Genomic DNA, 17795 nt, shown 5'->3' on the forward strand with positions numbered 1-17795 from the left:
TTTATGTTCAAAATAAGCTTACAGTTCCCATACACGCTGCTGTAAAACCACCCGATAACCATCTGTATCTTCGAAAGTTTTACCACCGATATCCCAATAAGGGTTATAAGACGCCACCGCGCGAAAACCGGCAAACAACATTTGCTGGCACTGCCCTGCCCATTGCGCTTCATCCGGCAGATAAAAAACTAATAAGTTATCCTGCGTGGGCGCAAAACCTACCCGAGTGCCACGATGATGAGTAAACTCTATATGATAAGCATGATGTGGGTGACCCAGAATGGCACCGTCAAATCCTTGATGATCCGCAAAACTGCCCAACAGAGTGAACCCTAAGCCGTTACAGTACATCTCGCTGATTAATTTGAGATTATCCGTAGCTCTGGCCACTCGCATTACCGAAGTTTGTGGCAATATGGCCGCTTCTTTCGTCAAACCGGTAGCAGGCAAACCAATGGATTTGGATGACATCTAGCTCTCCTTTGATAGCACATTTGAATGCTGAGACTAAAAATGAAAATAAGACCTGCGCAACCTGCTGATTACCCCGCCATATTACAGTTACAATCACAAAATACCCCAGCAAATTTAAGCACGGAACAGCGCAAACAGGGTTTTATTGTGTCGCAGATGGACGAAAAACAGCTGGATGCTATCAATCAAGATCTGGGGATTCTGGTGGCTATTGATGATGTTCAGGTGGCGGCATTTGTCTGCCTGGCTCGCACACATCAGCAACCTCGCCCACCGGTGGTCGATGCCATGCTGGAGGCGATAAGTCAGCACCAATTTCAAGGTAAACCATTGAAAGAATTGCGGGTATTTCTTTATGGGCCGGTGTGTATTGATAGCCGTTGGCGGGGAAAAGGCGTGCTAAGTCAGTTAGTTACCGCCGTTAAAGCCCATACCTGCAAAGACTTTGATGTCGGTGCCGCTTTTGTTAACCATGATAACCAACACTCACTGGCGGCCCATGTAAAAGGGTTAAATATGACGCCGATCTGTGAGTTCACTTGCCAGCAACAACATTATCAATTGTTAGTTTTTACGACCACAGCATAGCATTACTCATAGGGGCCGTGCTGGGCGTCAATTGGCAGCATAAAAGTATCAACAATCATTGATAAAGGAACATCAATCACCGTGATGTATTTCCATGGCCCCTCGCGCATATCCCATTGCACTCCGGGGTAATATTGGTGTCCATGCCCCTGCCCCGGCACGGTGCGGCTGATAATACTGCCGCAGCCCGATAACAGCAGAATAACGGCCCCGAGCATGAGAATGCGAGTTCGCGGAAGCCAGCGGCGGGTCAGTTTAAACATGGAGTTCCATCGATTTTTAATCTTCATAGCAAGCTTTTATATACACAAAAAACGGGCAATTTATATGCCCGTTTTTTATTTTACTTCACCGCTATTTCGCGGCGGGAAACGCCTTCATATTATGCGCCAGTTGGCGATAATAACCGTTCCAGATTTGGTACTGTTCCGGCTGCTGCCAGACTTGCTGGTGCAAACGCGAAATCATGACCGGGTCACTGAGCAGTTCCAAGCGCTGTAATTTAGCCAATTTCTCCGGCCCAGCCTCTAGAGCTTGCTCCACCCGCTCACGACGATATTGCTCGATAATCGCGCGAGTGTGATGGCGGGCCGTTGCCATAGCACTGACTAACGCGTTATACGACGGGTTCATTACCGCATGGAAGAAGCCATGACTGAGCGCCCGCTGATGATTAAGTTTCAGATACTCTTCCGTGGCAACCAATTCCCGTGGCGGATTATATTCCTCTGGGATCAGGAATAATTTCGCCCGTTTACTGGCCAGCCCCAAGGTACGGCGGCTGGAGAATACAGAGACCACCGGCGACAGGATCAGCGAAAAGACGATGGGCGATAACCACCATAAGAAACGCAGATCCAACCAGGCCACACCACTCGCCCAAACCACACCTAGCAACAGTTGTGGCCCGTGGCGGACCATAGCTTCACTCCATGGCGTGGCGTCATCATCGCGCTGCGGTGAATTCCACTGCACCGACCAGCCGAGGAAAGCACTGACCACAAACACGGTGTGGAACAGCATCCGCACCGGTGCCAGTAAGACTGAGAACAGCATTTCCGCCAGCATCGACAGCAACAGACGGAGTGCTCCGCCGTACTCTTTCGCCCCCTTAGCCCAGATCAAAATGATGCTGAGTAGCTTAGGCAAGAACAGCAAGACCAAGGTGGTGGAGAACAAACCGATGGCCAATTCCGGCCGCCACTGAGGCCATACCGGGAACAGCTGGCGCGGTTGCAAGAAATACTGCGGTTCCATCAGGGTATGCACCGCCTGCAAAGCCGTGCATAGCACCAGGAACATAAACCACAACGGGGCCGACAAATAAGACATCACACCGGTGAGGAACACTGCACGGTGAACCGGATGCATACCTTTAACCAAAAATAACCTAAAATTCATTAAGTTACCGTGGCACCAGCGACGGTCTCGTTTTAACTCATCAAGTAAGTTGGGGGGCAATTCTTCATAGCTGCCCGGTAGATCATACGCAATCCACACGCCCCATCCAGCACGGCGCATTAATGCCGCTTCCACAAAGTCATGGGACAAAATAGCGCCCGCGAATGAGCCTTCGCCCGGCAAAGGTGCCAAAGCACAATGCTCAATAAACGGCTTCACCCTGATGATGGCGTTATGGCCCCAATAATGGGATTCGCCCAGTTGCCAGTAATGTAACCCGGCAGTGAACAACGGGCCATAAACGCGAGTGGCAAATTGCTGTATTCGGGCATACAGCGTATCCATACCGGAGGCTTTCGGCGCGGACTGAATTATCCCGGCATTCGGATTGGCTTCCATCAACCGCACCAAGCCCGTCAAACAGCCGCCGCTCATCACGCTGTCGGCATCCAATATCACCATATAGCTATACTGGCTGCCCCAACGGCGGCAAAAGTCATCAATATTGCCACTTTTGCGTTTCACCCGACGCCGACGGCGGCGATAGAAAATACGCCCGTGCCCATCCACATCGCGGCACAATTCCAACCAGGCTTTTTGCTCCGCCACACAGATATCGGGGTCATAACTGTCACTCAGCACATAAATATCAAAGTGATCCAGTTGCCCGGTTGCGGCCACCGACTCATAAGTGGCCCGCAAACCGGCAAATACGCGCTCCACGTCCTCATTACAAATGGGCATAATCAGCGCTGTCCGATGTGCTGGATTTAGCGCCTCATCCCCTTTGATGGTGGAGGAAATGCTGTATTTGTCTTTACCAATCAATAATTGCAAGAACCCCATCAGCGCGGTCCAGAAACCGGCGGAGACCCAACAGAACAGAATGGCGAACAGAATGAGAATGCCGGTTTGCAGTAAATAAGGCAGCAATTGCATCACTGAAACCTGCCAGTTCTGCTGCCAAATTTCGAATGGATCGAGTAATGCCCAGCCCTGATAAGGTAAAATGGTCTTCATATAGCTGGTCGCAATGGTGGTTTGCAACACAATCAGTATCAGCAATATATAGCGGCGCAGAGACCCCACGCTGCGCCATTTTTTCTCGGCAAGTGCCTGTTCATGTGTTTGGGCGCGTGACACCGGGCTGCGGCCCAGTAGCGAATCCCAAAAACGCCCGACCGGATTGGTGCGCCAAGCCTGCGGTGCCATACTGGTGCGCTTGATGGGCGGCGTAGCATGAATAACCGTGCGCCCCTCGTCGTCTTGCGCCAGTAATTTTTTATCAGCCAGTAATTTCTTATCGGCCAAAGCATCCGGCCATGCCGCTTGCAAGCGGGCATTGACCGAAGCCAATGCACTGTCTTGCTCACTGAAAACCATCTTTTCTGATGTACTGGCAGCTAATTGCTGATGTACTTGTGGTATCGCATCAGGTGTGCTGCCGAGCAGCACATCCTCAGGCAAAGCATCGCGCAACGCCCCTTGCTGCTGTGCAGTCAGGGGCAAATCCGCAATATAATCCTGTACAGGAGATTGATTTAACTTATTCATTGGCAGGTAGCTGATAGCTCCAGGTTTCCGTCAGGGTTTTGTCGCCATTAACCAGCGCAGCGCGCATTTCTATTGGTTTCTTGGCATCCTTAACTTTTAACCGCAGTGTCAAACGCCAGCCTTTGGTCACTGGATTGTAGCGAACACTGTTTTCGATCAATTCACCGTTGTCATCAATACTGACCTGCGAAGCCAGTGGCGCATTTTCATCCAGTGATTTCAGTACCGGGCCGACAAAATCAACCAGGAAAGCCACACTGCCGTCTGGCTCACGGATCAGATTCGACTGTTTCACATCCCCGGTTGAGCGCAGAGTTTGTTTCACATAAGCCACATCCGGTGAATGCAATTTGTCTTCATCACGGGTGAAATGCAGGCGGTAATTCAGATCGAGCGAATTCTTGGCATCCGGTAAAACATCCGGTGTCCAGAAAGCCACGATGTTATCGTTAGTTTCATCCGCAGTTGGAATTTCCACCAGCTCCACTTTACCTTTGCCCCAATCGCCACGGGGTTCAACCCAGGCGCTCGGACGCAAATCATAGCGATCGTCTAAATCCTCATACTGCGAGAATTCACGGCCGCGTTGCAGCAAACCGAATCCTTTTGGATTTTCAACAATATAAGTGCTAACTGACAAATGCTTTGGATTGTTCAGCGGCCGCCAGATCCATTCACCATTACCAGCATGAATAGAAAGACCATTGGAATCATGTAAGGCCGGGCGATAGTTCAACACCGCAGATGGCTGACTTGGGCCAAACAAGAACATACTGGTTAATGGTGCAATCCCCAGTTTCTCTACTTTATCGCGCAGGAAAACTTTAGCTTGCACATCAATGGTGGTATCGCGGCCCGGATAAACCACAAAACGATAAGCCCCGGTGGCGCGAGGGGAATCTAGCAAAGCAAAAATAACCAGGTGCTTATCATTAGGTTTGGGACGCTCAATCCAGAACTCACGAAAACGCGGGAACTCCTCGCCAGAAGCCAAGGCAGTATCAATCGCCAGCCCGCGCGCAGAAAGACCATAAACCTGGCCTTTACCAATCACACGAAAATAGCTGGCACCAAGCATGCTGATGATTTCGTCTTTTTTATCCGCTTTGTTAATAGGATAAAGCACTTTGAAACCGGCAAAACCCAAATCCTTCACTGACTCGGGATCATGCTTGACCGAGCCAAAGTTAAAGTAGTCCGGGTTATAATTGATAGGCTTCACACTGGTGGCCGTCACTTCATTAATTTGCACCGGTGTATCGAAATACATACCTTGATGATAAAACTCTAACTTAAATGGCGTATCCAGTTTGTTCCAATACGATTTATCATGGTTAAACTGAATTTGCTGATAATCGGCAAATTTCATTTCGCGAAATTGCGATGGCAGATTACTTTTCGGCGTTTCAAAACGTTTACCCGCCAGAGCCTGTGCCTGCTTAGCCACATCATCTAATGAGAAAGCCATGGCCTGAGAAGTGAATAATGACAGCAAGAGAGCCACCCCCAGCCATCTGACGCTGTTTGCGCGTGACCCTTTTGACATTCTATTGACGTTCGACAAAATATTAACTCCCACATCTCCCCCTAAATCATAACAGCCAAATAATTGACGGTTTATCCAGCAGGTGCCGTTGATAAGTCCCGGCTAATGTTATGCCCAAACTTACACCACCAGCCCAGTGTTTAAACCAGTGGCTAAGCCACCAGCCTAGCAAGCTAGACTAAAATACGCTATGGAAAATCATTAACCCTTATAGTAGTGTTTCTTGCCGTACTGATCCATTGATAACGCATATAGTTACCAATGAGTAATTACCATAAAAAATATTCTGGGCAAAATCAGATACGTTATTCTAATTCCGATAACAAACAGCGAATAAGTATGAAAAAAAACACTCACCAACGGGAGTACTTTTTAGACGCCATCCGCGCCTATTTGATGTTACTCGGCATTCCTTTTCATCTTTCACTTATATACTCCAGCCATCATTGGGCAGTGAATAGCAGCCATTCCTCATTGGAATTTACCCTATTAAATGACTTTATCCATGCTTTCCGCATGCAAGTGTTTTTTGTTATTTCCGGTTATTTTTCGTTCATGTTATATCAGCGTTATGAGCGCCACCGCTGGCTGCAAGTCCGGCTGGAACGTGTTGTTATTCCGTTAATTACTGCTATCCCGCTCATTACTTTGCCTCAGTTTTTCTTACTTAAAAATTACACCAGTAAATTACAAGATTGGAATTTATTTACAATTTATCAAAAAATAAATATTGCTATTTGGGAAGTTGTTTCTCACTTATGGTTTTTGTTAACACTCGCCTTATTGACCACACTTTGTTTTTATCTGTTCCAGAAGATAAAGAATAAACAGCACTCAGTTCCGACCTTGATAAAGAGAATGAATAACATAGGAAAAATCTCACTATCATTGTTTTTATTCGTGTTCATTTATTCAGTCATTCGCAGAATAATATTTATCCTAAATCCTGAAATACTCTTTAATAGTGTCTTCAATTTCGTTGTGATGGAAACCGTGTTTTATCTGCCTTTCTTTCTTCTGGGCGCTTACAGCTTTATCTATCCCCCACTCAAGCAGGTTTTTCTCACCTTTTCGCCGGGTGCACTAGCTGCTTCACTCCTGTTATTTGGTGCTTACTATTTAAACCAACACTTTAATACTGCTGAGTTTTTTGCCTTCGAGCTGGATCTTATGATTAAAGCGTTAATGGGCGTGACGATGACCAACGTGGTCTACTCTCTGGGGCACCAGTTGCTCAATTATCCTTCTACACGCATCACCTACCTGGTTAATGCCTCTCTTTTCATTTATCTGGTGCATCATCCATTGACCTTGATTTATGGTGCCTTTGTCACTCCCAAAATTGACAACAATGGCGTGGGCTTTTTACTCGGAATGCTCTTTGTGTGTTTGATTTCATTTATTTTATATGAGGTTCATCGCCGTATTCCTTTGCTAAAATTCTTGTTTTCTGGCAAGTCGCAGCAGCAAACGACGCAACCAAAGTATTGTGCAAAGTAATAAAGTTATTGCTAAGCGATCTACCTAACTGCATACCGTTTTGGTCATAAAACCGCTACACTGTGAGACCATCATGTAGATGCGGGATGGCAAATGCCTCACTGTGCGCTCTGCTTTCAGAGCAATTATCCTGTTGATTCCTTATCAGGGTTTGTTTCACTTGCAGTGACAACAAAAAGAGGAATTGTGATGAGTAAGCAAGAATCTATTGAGAATAATCCCACATCTGATACTACGCCAGTCACCGGGTTCAGCACCTTATTGGCCCTGATTAGCCGCCTTAGCGGTGCTTTAGATAGCGCGATCACCGGCAAAGACCGCAGCGTATTGGTCAATGAACTTTCACAATTTTCTGTCGATAATCTTCCTGAACAGGAAAAATCAGTGACGACTGAAGCACTAAAAAGATCGTTAGCAACACTGAAACGCGATTAATTTCATTATCCAACGCTCACCCTTGATTCCCCGCTGGGCGATTAAAGGTGAGCGATCTGGAGATACTTTCCTATATGCTGCGGCTATACCTTAATTTAACATATTGAATTAGGTCATATCTTCCCATCGATTCCTCCAAATCTGTGTATAATAATTCTGCTCACCCGCCATTTCTTTTCATATCAGGAGACCTCCCACATTGGACGCCATCACTATTAACAGCCTTTTTTTGATTGGCGCTGTGCTGGTGGGAGCCAGTATTTTACTGAGTTCACTCTCTTCCCGCCTGGGCATCCCCATTTTGGTCATTTTCTTGGCCATTGGCATGTTGGCGGGTACCGACGGCATCGGTGGAATTGCTTTCGATAATTATCCTGTCGCGTATTTGGTGAGCAATCTGGCGTTGGCCGTCATTCTATTAGATGGCGGTATGCGCACCCGAGCATCATCATTCCGCGTCGCATTGTGGCCGGCCCTCTCGCTGGCGACAGTCGGGGTATTGATTACTGCTGGCCTAACCGGCATGGCCGCTGCCTGGCTATTTGATTTAGATATCATTCAAGGCTTATTAATTGGGGCAATTATAGGGTCAACCGATGCGGCGGCGGTCTTCTCACTGTTAGGTGGGAAAGGTCTCAACGAACGTGTTAGCGCCACTCTTGAGATAGAATCGGGCAGTAACGACCCCATGGCCGTCTTTTTGACCGTGACTCTGATTTCCATGATTTCAGCCGGTGAAACTAGCCTAAGCTGGATGTTTTTGGTGCACTTAATTCAACAATTTGGCTTGGGTATTCTCATCGGCTTGGGCGGCGGCGGCTTACTGATATTACTCATCAACCGGATAGAATTACCCAGTGGTTTATATCCATTACTGGCGGTATGCGGCGGGATTCTGGTTTTTTCACTCGCCACCGCGCTAAATGGCAGCGGTATTTTGGCGGTCTATCTCTGTGGCTTGCTACTGGGCAATCGCCCCATCCGCAACCGCTCTGGGATTTTGCAAACCTTTGATGGGCTGGCCTGGCTCAGCCAAATTGGCATGTTCTTGGTATTAGGGTTGCTGCTTAATCCAAGTGAGTTGTTGCCGATCGCCATTCCGGCATTAATTCTCTCATTGTGGATGATTTTGTTCGCCCGACCGCTGTCAGTGTTCATCGGCCTACTGCCCTTCCCCAGTTTTAATCTGCGCGAGCGTATCTTTATTTCGTGGGTCGGTTTACGCGGTGCAGTCCCAGTTATTCTGGCAGTATTCCCGATGATGGCGGGTATACCCAATGCAAATTTATTCTTTAATGTCGCCTTTTTCGTGGTGCTGGTTTCACTGCTGCTGCAAGGCACCAGTTTGTCATTCGCGGCGCGCAAAACAAAACTGGTGGTGCCTCCTGCCCTCGCGCCAGTGGCACGGATTGGTTTAGACATTGATAAGAATAACCAGTGGGAGCAATTCATTTACCAGCTCAGCTGTGATAAATGGTGTATCGGAGCTACCCTGCGTGATTTGAAAATGCCGGAGGGCACGCGCATTGCCGCACTGTTCCGTGGCAAGGATCTCTTACATCCCACCGGTAGCACTCGCCTGAAAGAGGGCGATATTTTGTGTGTTATTGGTCAAGAACATGATTTACCCGCACTAGGGAAACTCTTCAGCCAGTCCCCCAGCATCCAGTTGGATGAGCGTTTCTTCGGCGATTTCATTCTTGATGCTGATGCAAAACTTCATGATATTTCTCAGATTTATGGTCTCAATCTGGAGCCGGGTGTTGATAAACAACAAACACTGGGCCAATTCGTGCTCTATCTCTTTGGTGGTGAACCGGTTATTGGTGATCAGATTGAATGGGATGGTCTTACGTGGACAATTGCCGAAATGGAATCTGACCGAGTGAGCCGGGTCGGGGTTAAGATAGTCACGGATAAAGCCTGAGTTGAGTAGCACAACCGCTTGATCTAATATTCAACTCGGGCTTAGAGTTCGCTTAATTTATTTAAGAGTTTTCTTGTATTTTATTGGCAATATAAATATTAGCCCGTGGTGAATTCTAGTCTCAGTCAATTTCATTTCAAAAAAAACCATTAAATACAATATATTAAGAAATGTTGGCCTGTTGTATATATTTGTTGATAAATTAATCAATAATGGTATATATTGTGAATTATAATCAGTGGTTTATAATGAATTAGTAGCCACAGTTCTTATTGACACACGACGTAGTTAATTATTCTCTCTATGCCTTCGCTCTAAGGTCGTGAGTATAAGCTGACAGATAACATTATAAATTCGCTTGGTAATTCTAATGTCAGAATAGTGTTTTCTCCACGGTCAAGAATACAAACTCAAGCACTAAAACCCTAAATTTAGCCCGATTTCACACTTAGGCTATATAAAGAGCCAGTCATTATGAAAAATTTTTTAACCGGTATCATTTTCGTTGTTCTGACATTTTTAACCTATGGCACTGTCGCTGCCCCACAAGAAATAATCAGAACATTAGTTAATGTAGGTTATCTTGATAACCTGTCGCCACTTGTGTTTCGCGAAGGAACTTCACAGCCCAGTGGGTTAGCTGTCGACTATCTCAATCAATTCAGCGAAATAAATAATTTTCAATTTGAATATGTTCATTATAAAAATAAAAATGATTTATGTGATGATTTAGAAAGCGGAAAAATCAGTATTGCTATTGGGTTTACTCAAATAACACAATGTAAAATTGCCATTAACTCACCGGTTTTTTGGCAAACTCGCCTTTATAAACTACAAAACAGCCAGCGCCAGAGAGACATAAAAACAGTCTATTCACTCTCACAACAGATTTCCGCTGAAAGCCTGAAAAAGATTTATCCTCATGCTCAAATAATAGAAGATCTGCCCGAGGCCGAAGTTCTAAAGGTTTTACTGGCAGATCCTTATTCTATCTATATTGCAGGTATTTTTAACACTAACCGTATCGTGCAAGAAAACGCAGCAAATATTCAATATGCGCCGTTAACTTATAATTATGATACAAAATTTATTTTTGCCTTAACGCCCTCTATTGATAGAAAATTATTTAATGCACTTAATTCCTTCATGACAGAGAAGTCGTCCAAATATCCTAACGACGATGAGATGTATTGGCTTAATTATGCCCAATTAGGTAACTATCAAAGAATTCAATTAACTCCCGAACAAAAAGAATGGGTGGCAGAGAAAAAAACCATCATTGTTGCGGTGCCTAAATACTCTTATCCAATAGGATACCAGGACGATGAAGGTAATTTTAGTGGATTATCGGCACAACTTTTGGATATTGTCTCAGCCAGTACCGGTCTTAAATTTAAACCTGTGTTTGTCGAATCATTAGGGGAAATGATTGAGTATGTCTCATTAGGAAAAGCCGATATGGGGGCTCATCGCAGTGTTACATCAAATTACACACCTAATACCATTTTCAGTCCACCATTTTATATTTCAAGATTCGTCGCGGTTGCAAGGGCAAGTGATAACGATATCCAAAGCTCAAAAAATATCAATGGTAAGCGTATTGTGCTGGTGAAGGGCCAGAAAGTCATTCAGGAAATTGCGGCTGAATTTCCCAAGTCAGAAATAATCACTATTGAAGGTTCAGAATTAGATTTATTAAGTGCCATCGTTAATAATAAAGCAGACATTGCTATTATACCGAAAATTGTATCATCTTATTGGATTAAATATTTTTACGAAAAAAAACTAAAAGAATACCCATTAACCAATCCACCGGCGGTCATAGCATTTACAATTAATCGTAAATATACCATCCTCAATGATATTATCAAAAATGTCATGCTTACATTACCTTATAACAATTTAGAGATGATTGACTATCATTGGTCAAAGTCAATAACCCCTCCCTCCACCATTGCGCCAAGAATTCCGACTATTATTTACCTGACTTTATCAGTATTAGTTGTTATAGCAGCAATTAGTGTGATCATTTATATAAATAGCCGCCTAAGAAAACGACGGAAGACCAATTTAGAATTGTATAACAGTAACTTAAAAGAAATTATAGATGCAACCCCGTCCCCGCTTTATAAAGTGAGTGTCAATGGCGATATTATTTTAGCCAACAAAGCATTTTATGATTTCCTTTCAATCAAAGACCCTGACAGTATTAGCTCATTGCAAGATATTCAATCTCTGGCACCAAACAGCTTGTCAAAGATAATGGAATTACACGAGACCGCATACACAACTAACAGAGAGATAAATTCGGGTCAAACGTATAAAATTTCAGATATCGACTTCTACATTAGGCAATGGATATCACCAACTCAAAACAGTGATAAGCAACAAGTCATGTTAATTGGTGGTTGGTTCGATGCTATACACAGTAAAAAAACAGATATTACATTTGCAACCGCGAAAAAAAATGCTGTCGACAGCAATTATAGCATGCTTCACATCGCTATTATTGACGACAATTCCATCAGTAAAATCTTACTTAAAGCCCAACTTCTAGAATATGGGGTTAATGTTAGCGAGACTAATGACCTGCTTGAATTAAAACAGCTAGTGGAGAAAGGATCACTTGATGCCGTTATTAGTGACTTAACCATGAAAAATATAACAGGCTACGATGTACTCAAAACGCTGGTAGAATCTACCCAATATCCACCACCTTGTTATATTTATACTGACCGTATTGAAAAAGAAATCGAAGAGAAGAGCTTGGCACTTGGGGCCACCGAACTCATCGCCAAACCATTATCAATTGAACAACTACAAGAGATACTAGACAATATTAAGTCATCGCAACAGACCTACAAATTACTCACACTATTAGAGAAAAATGCTTATGGTAACCAAGACACGTTATTAGCTATAGTCAATGTTCTGTCAGATGCAGTGAATGAAAATATCCAACAGTTACAAAATACGCATCCTGAAGATAAAGAAGCCAGACTCGAGATAGTCTATAGCATTAAAAGAATGTTAAGTTTGCTCCAGTTTGAGGATCTAATGAATCAGTGCGATAGCTATGCTGCTATTTTGCAACATGAGTCTGAAAATATTGCACTCATATCGCACGCTTTTGAGCAAAGCTTGATACCCTTCTTATCTATCATTCAGCAATGCCAAATATTGATCACTAAAAAGCAGAGTCAATGACATAGCCATTCAGTCAAGACGGCAAGAGTCGTACTTTGTATTCGCTGTAATCATCTATTACAGCGAATACATTATAGGATTACTTTTTGGTCACACTTTCCAGTTTTTCTTCTACACTGATTTAATTTTATTAACCAAAACAATCCCCACACAGACCAATATTAGGGCGATGGCATTCTTCCATTCTAAAATACTTTCGTTCAGGAAAATGGCGGATAAAACCGCACCAGAAACCGGGATAAGGAAATTGAATGGCGCCACCATGCCGACTCGATTATATTTCAGCAACAAGCTCCACAGTGCAAAGGCGGCCGACGACAACAGCACCAAATAGCCCAGCAACAATAATGCCTGCCAATCAAAATCACTTAAATAGCCACCAAAGAGATAGCCGCCCAGCGTTAATACTAACCCGCCGATCGCCAACTGATACCCCGTCATCACGGTGGTGTCCATGGTTTGTGAGATCCGTTTACCATAAATACTGGCGGCGGATAGAATAAAAGCCGCCAACACCACACAACCCTCGCCCATCAAGGAAAAATTAAAGTCCATTAAATCGGAACCAAAATTCACCACCATGACACCGGCAAAGCCTAAAGCGCATCCAATGATTTTATTGAACGTCAGGCGGTCATTTTTATAAATATAATGCGCTAATAGCACACTGAAAAATGTACCTGTCGCATTCATGATAGAGCCTTTGACACCCGTGGTATAGGCCAGACCAATATAGAAAAACACATACTGTAACGTTGTCTGTGTTAGCCCCAATAGAGCAATTTGTTTATATTGGCTCTTTTTGAGGCGGCCAATCGCCTTGCCGCTGGCCACAGCAAAAAATAGCAACACCACTCCGGCCAATAAAAAACGATAACCCGCAAATACCATCTTGCTCGGAATATCATCTGGTGCAATATGAAACAGCGCATAGCCATTCTTTATCGCCGGATAGGCACTGCCCCAAAGAAGGCAACAAAATGTCGCGACAAGAAAAACAAATTTTTTATTGGTAAAAAGCGGAGGACTCCGGTCCACGTCAACATCCTTTCAAACAAGAAATGAAACATTGTTTCGTTATAACCATTTCTGGTTTAAAAATCCTGTCTAATGTCACTTTTCTCCTAAAAAGATGCCAATAAAATTATTGCTTCACACCTATAGCGCATCTGGATGTCAAAACCCTCAAAACTGTTTGTATTAAAACTATCAAAGCTCTTTGCGTTTGATCTTTTTACTGATTCCAGCCCCCAAAGTCGCTTTGCTATGTGACAGCCCTGCCCGGACGATTTTATCGTCACAATACGCAATTTATCTTGTCGCCTATCACGCATTTAAGCTGCAACCTACTTTCAAGTGTATTAATGCCGCTAAGAGTGTAAAAAAATATTCTTCAAAAACATATAAACATTAAACATATTAATGTAATTTTGATAAACTTGACTTAAGTCATTTCAATAACCTAAATTAATCGCATGATAAGTAACCGGTTATAATGTTTCCCTGGTGTTGGCCGAATTGGCATCCCTTACCAAATGAGATTGGTAAGGGTTTTTTTTGTCTATTATTTGGCCTACAACCGCGTTTTATTGGATGACGACTCTACTGTAGCGCTCGAGCTAAAGTAATGGCTCGGATAATCATCGCGCGATCGACGTCAGGATGGGGGCTTTCGAGTAATTGCTGCCAGATAACTATAGCTTGTGCATACTTGGCATGAATAAAGTCATCATTGGCTTGCAACATCAGTGCGGTGTATTGCAACGGATCTTTTGCCAGTGCTTGCTGTAGCCAATAGGTCACATCCTCAGTCATTTTTTGCCCTGACTGATAATAAAACAGAGTCGCTCGGGCAGCATCTATTGAAGCACTCGCCCCCTGCAAACGTTCTGTCTGCTGCAATGCCACCAGCGCGTCCTCAAATTCATTCTGATACAAATAATATTGAGCCAAACTAAACCAGAGTTCACTGTTATCAGGTGACTGTCGGATACGCTGCTGTAATAGAAATAATGTGGGGTCACTGCTTTGCTTATCCAACATATTGTTCAATCGCGTAGCTTCTTTCTGGCGTAAAACTTCCTGCTGCACCGCGGCATAGTGGCCTAATTGCTGATATCCCAACAGAATAAGTATCGGGAGCAACAAGCTCAATCCCAACGGCCAGCGCCAACTCAGACGACCATATTGCCGCAACCAAGGCCACCATATGCCGCTTAAAATCATGAGCAATAATATCGCCATTCCGATTGCCAATATCATCAGCGCCCCTCTCTTGAACTTGAGGCCGCTCGGTTTCGAATGCGTAACACTAATCCGCCTAACACACCGGCCAGCAGCACTCCCGGCCCAAACCACAGTATCAATGTTGCACTGCGCACCGGCGGCCTATAAAGAACAAAATCACCATAGCGCTGAGTCATCAGGGCCATAATTTCTGGAGAGCTGTGCCCCGCTTCCACCAACCGGTAGACTTCTAAGCGCAAGTCCTGCGCGATGGGTGATGTTGATTCCAATAAGTTTTGATTCTGACATTGTGGGCAACGTAACTCTTTTGCCAGTGCCAGCGCTTGTTGTTGATTTTGTTGCGAACTAAAGTGGTAAGTATCCACCAAATCGGCCAACACCCACGGCGAGAAAACCAGTGATAACAGCAGCAAAAGGGTTTTCATGGTGTTTCCGCCTCAGCCCATTGCGCCAATAATGGCATAAACTGCTGTTGCCATATCTCTAATGTCATTTCACCCGCATAGCGCTGGCGAATAATACCATCAGCATCAATCAGCCAGGTTTCGGGGGTGCCATAGACTCCCATCGCCAGCGCTAAAATCCCTTGTGGGTCATAAAGATTCTTTTGATAAGGATTGCTGTAGCGGTGGAGTGTATTCAATGCCGCCTGGCGCTCGTCGCGGTAATTCAACCCGTAAAACTGTACTTTATTTAAGCTGCTAGCAATCTGGTCTAATACCGCCAGCTCTTGTTTGCAACTGGCGCACCAACTGGCCCATACATTAATCACAGTCACTTTCCCCAGCAGTTGGCTCCGCGTTATTTTTTGTTCTGGTTGCTGTAATTCAGATAATGAAAACTCGGGGATTGGCAGGTTTTTCTCTGCTAACTCAATATGATGCGGGTCACGATTTAGGCCGCTGTAGAGCACCAATCCTAAGAAAAAGGCCAGCACTGGAACCAGCAACCAAGGCCACCGCTGTTTCATTTGTCCTCCACAATATCACTGGCAGGTTTGGCTCTACGCCACAGTGTCAGCACGCCACCAAACACCATTATCAATGCGCCGCCCCAAATCCAGCTAACCATCGGTTTATGATATAAGCGCACGCTATACTCCCCGGCAGACAGATTATCCCCTAACACGGCATAAAAATCGGCCAAGGGGCCACTGGCTATCGCCGGCTCAATCATCAACATTTCACGCGCGGTATAATGCCGCCGTTCAGGTAACAATGTGGTGATAGGCCGCCCATGCTGACTCACCCTGATGTGCGCCCGTTCGCTGGTGTAATTCGGGCCGACCAGTAATTCGGTTTGCTGATAAGTCAGTTGGTAGCCCGCCAATGTTGCTTCGCGACTAGGTGACATGCGGCTGCCCAGCTCCGTCGAGTGATAGGAAGCAAACAGCATGCCCAGCAAGCTGATGGCCACCCCGCCATGAATCAACCATGAGCGCCAGCGGATCTTGGCGGCAAACAGCGGGGCAAATAATGCCCAAAGAGCCAGTGTGACGCCCGGCATCATGGCTGGCTGCCATTGTGATTGTGGTTGCCATAGAAATTGAAACCAGCCCGCACTGAATAGCGCCCCGAAGATAGCCAACAATGCAGGAGCCACCAGACGCCAGCGCGGGGTTTTGCGGCTTTGCTGCCAATCAGCAAATGGCGCGGCCCCCATCAGCAATAACAACAGCAACACAAAAGGCGTCAGTGTTTGGTTAAAATAAGGCGCACCAACAGAGAGTGACCCCAAACCTAATGCGCTGAAAATTAAAGGATATAAAGTACCAATCAACACCGTAACCGCCGCGATACTGAGTAACACTAGCGCCGCCAGCAGCAAGGTTTCCAAAGAAAATAACGCGAAATCAGCCGCGCGGTGATTACCCCGCACCCGCAGTGCAAATAACATCAAAGAAATCAATGTCACCATGCCAAATAGCGCCAGTAAAACCTCGCCACGGGCGGTATCAACAGCAAAAGCATGAACTGAGGTCAACACGCCGGAGCGGACGATAAAAGTCCCTAACAAGCAGAGCTGAAATGTCACCAATGACAGCAAAATGCCCCATTGATGATACAAACCGCGCCGCTCATTGATAGCCAAAACATGCAATAGTGCCGTGCTGGTAAGCCAGGGTAATAATGACGCATTTTCTACCGGGTCCCAGAACCACCAGCCTCCCCAGCCCAATTCACTGTATGCCCACCAAGCGCCCAGTAAAATCCCGATGCTCAATAACCCCCAAGCCGCCAGCACCCATGGACGGCTGTAACGCGCTATATTTTGGCTACTTTTGCCCTCAAGCAATGTCGCGACCGCAAAAGCAAAACTGATAGCAAAACCGCTATAACCCAGATACAGCAGCGGAGGGTGAAATATCAGCGCGAGATCTTGCAGCATCGGGTTCAAATCGCGCCCCTCCGCTAAGGTGGGGAATAATCGCACAAAGGGGTTGGAGAAGAAGAGGATAAAAGCGCTGAAAGCAACCAGCAGCCAGCCCATCACGCCCAAGGCGCGGGCAAAGAATCGCAACGGAAAATGGTGGCGAAAGAGTGTCAGCGCGCTGCTCCACAAGCTCAGTGCAAACAGCAGAAATAACATGGAACCTTCGTGCCCCCCCCAGATTGCCGCAATTTTATAAAACAGTGGGAGCTGACTATTGGCGTGCTGGGCAACATACAATACAGAAAAATCATTGGTGACAAAGCACCACCCCAGAGCCAATAGCGCCAATGTGATCAATAAAGTCACGCCATAGCTGAGCGACGGCAGCCAGACAAGCAATGGCATTCGCCGCCCATACAAAGCTATAAAGGGCACACAACCGAGCAATAGCGCCAGTGACGCCGCCGCCAGCAGTGAAAGCAGCCCAAACTCTCCTGTCATAGAATTTTATCCATTACTCTACCTTATCCATCAGACCATTTT

14 protein-coding genes are annotated in these 17795 nt (G+C 45.5%); 5 read left to right on the plus strand and 9 right to left on the minus strand.

The window, feature by feature from the left end; translation table 11 throughout:
• Positions 1–18: 18 nt before the first annotated feature.
• A complete protein-coding gene (locus DXZ79_RS12350; RefSeq protein ID WP_080723389.1) occupies positions 19–471 on the minus strand; it encodes a VOC family protein in 453 nt (150 codons plus the stop codon).
• Between the two features lie 42 nt (positions 472–513).
• Here DXZ79_RS12350 and DXZ79_RS12355 point away from each other — a divergent pair, with 42 nt between their 5' ends.
• On the plus strand, positions 514–1062 hold the full coding sequence (locus DXZ79_RS12355; protein WP_120011300.1) for a GNAT family N-acetyltransferase: 549 nt from the start codon (positions 514–516) through the stop codon (positions 1060–1062).
• 2 nt (positions 1063–1064) lie between these two features.
• On the opposite strand, the gene DXZ79_RS12360 is transcribed toward DXZ79_RS12355, so the two are convergent.
• From DXZ79_RS12360 to DXZ79_RS12370, 3 genes are all read right to left on the minus strand, one after another.
• Entirely contained in the window at positions 1065–1280 is a 216-nt protein-coding gene (locus DXZ79_RS12360; RefSeq protein WP_038639457.1) for a YceK/YidQ family lipoprotein, read from the minus strand.
• A gap of 136 nt (positions 1281–1416) precedes the next feature.
• Entirely contained in the window at positions 1417–4017 is a 2601-nt protein-coding gene (gene mdoH / locus DXZ79_RS12365; protein ID WP_120011301.1) for a glucans biosynthesis glucosyltransferase MdoH, read from the minus strand.
• Positions 4010–5563 (minus strand): glucan biosynthesis protein G, encoded by a 1554-nt coding sequence (locus DXZ79_RS12370; RefSeq protein ID WP_120011302.1) that lies wholly within the window; start codon positions 5561–5563, stop codon positions 4010–4012. The genes mdoH and DXZ79_RS12370 overlap by 8 nt, the downstream gene beginning before the upstream one ends.
• Positions 5564–5902: 339 nt before the next feature.
• On the opposite strand from DXZ79_RS12370, the gene mdoC reads away from it, so the two are divergent.
• The 4 genes from mdoC (at position 5903) to DXZ79_RS12390 (ending at position 12632) form a co-directional block, all read left to right on the plus strand.
• Positions 5903–7063: a glucans biosynthesis protein MdoC gene (gene mdoC, locus DXZ79_RS12375; protein ID WP_038632218.1), complete on the plus strand. Its 1161-nt coding sequence runs from the start codon at positions 5903–5905 to the stop codon at positions 7061–7063.
• A 189-nt stretch (positions 7064–7252) separates the two neighbouring features.
• Entirely contained in the window at positions 7253–7498 is a 246-nt protein-coding gene (locus tag DXZ79_RS12380) for a hypothetical protein (RefSeq protein WP_038632216.1), read from the plus strand.
• A 199-nt stretch (positions 7499–7697) separates the two neighbouring features.
• Entirely contained in the window at positions 7698–9425 is a 1728-nt protein-coding gene (locus DXZ79_RS12385; protein ID WP_038632214.1) for a potassium/proton antiporter, read from the plus strand.
• A 474-nt stretch (positions 9426–9899) separates the two neighbouring features.
• Positions 9900–12632 (plus strand): transporter substrate-binding domain-containing protein, encoded by a 2733-nt coding sequence (locus DXZ79_RS12390; protein ID WP_038632213.1) that lies wholly within the window; start codon positions 9900–9902, stop codon positions 12630–12632.
• 111 nt (positions 12633–12743) lie between these two features.
• Here the strand turns inward: DXZ79_RS12390 and DXZ79_RS12395 are convergent, their stop codons facing one another.
• The 5 genes from DXZ79_RS12395 to DXZ79_RS12415 all read right to left on the minus strand — a co-directional run bounded on the left by DXZ79_RS12395 (position 12744) and on the right by DXZ79_RS12415 (position 17753).
• Entirely contained in the window at positions 12744–13670 is a 927-nt protein-coding gene (locus tag DXZ79_RS12395) for a DMT family transporter (protein ID WP_038632211.1), read from the minus strand.
• Between the two features lie 564 nt (positions 13671–14234).
• Complete coding sequence (locus DXZ79_RS12400; protein ID WP_038632209.1) at positions 14235–14894, minus strand: TPR domain-containing protein; 660 nt, start codon at positions 14892–14894, stop codon at positions 14235–14237.
• Positions 14894–15304: a heme lyase NrfEFG subunit NrfF gene (gene nrfF / locus DXZ79_RS12405; RefSeq protein WP_038632207.1), complete on the minus strand. Its 411-nt coding sequence runs from the start codon at positions 15302–15304 to the stop codon at positions 14894–14896. Before nrfF ends, DXZ79_RS12400 begins: the two co-directional genes overlap by 1 nt.
• Positions 15301–15849 carry a DsbE family thiol:disulfide interchange protein gene (locus DXZ79_RS12410; RefSeq protein WP_038632205.1) on the minus strand — a complete coding sequence of 183 codons (549 nt, stop codon included), beginning with the start codon at positions 15847–15849 and terminating at the stop codon, positions 15301–15303. The genes nrfF and DXZ79_RS12410 overlap by 4 nt, the downstream gene beginning before the upstream one ends.
• A complete protein-coding gene (locus tag DXZ79_RS12415) occupies positions 15846–17753 on the minus strand; it encodes a heme lyase CcmF/NrfE family subunit (RefSeq protein WP_120011303.1) in 1908 nt (635 codons plus the stop codon). Before DXZ79_RS12415 ends, DXZ79_RS12410 begins: the two co-directional genes overlap by 4 nt.
• Between the last annotated feature and the right edge of the window lie 42 nt (positions 17754–17795).

It is taken from the genome of Yersinia rochesterensis, from assembly GCF_003600645.1.
Classification (GTDB): domain Bacteria; phylum Pseudomonadota; class Gammaproteobacteria; order Enterobacterales; family Enterobacteriaceae; genus Yersinia; species Yersinia rochesterensis.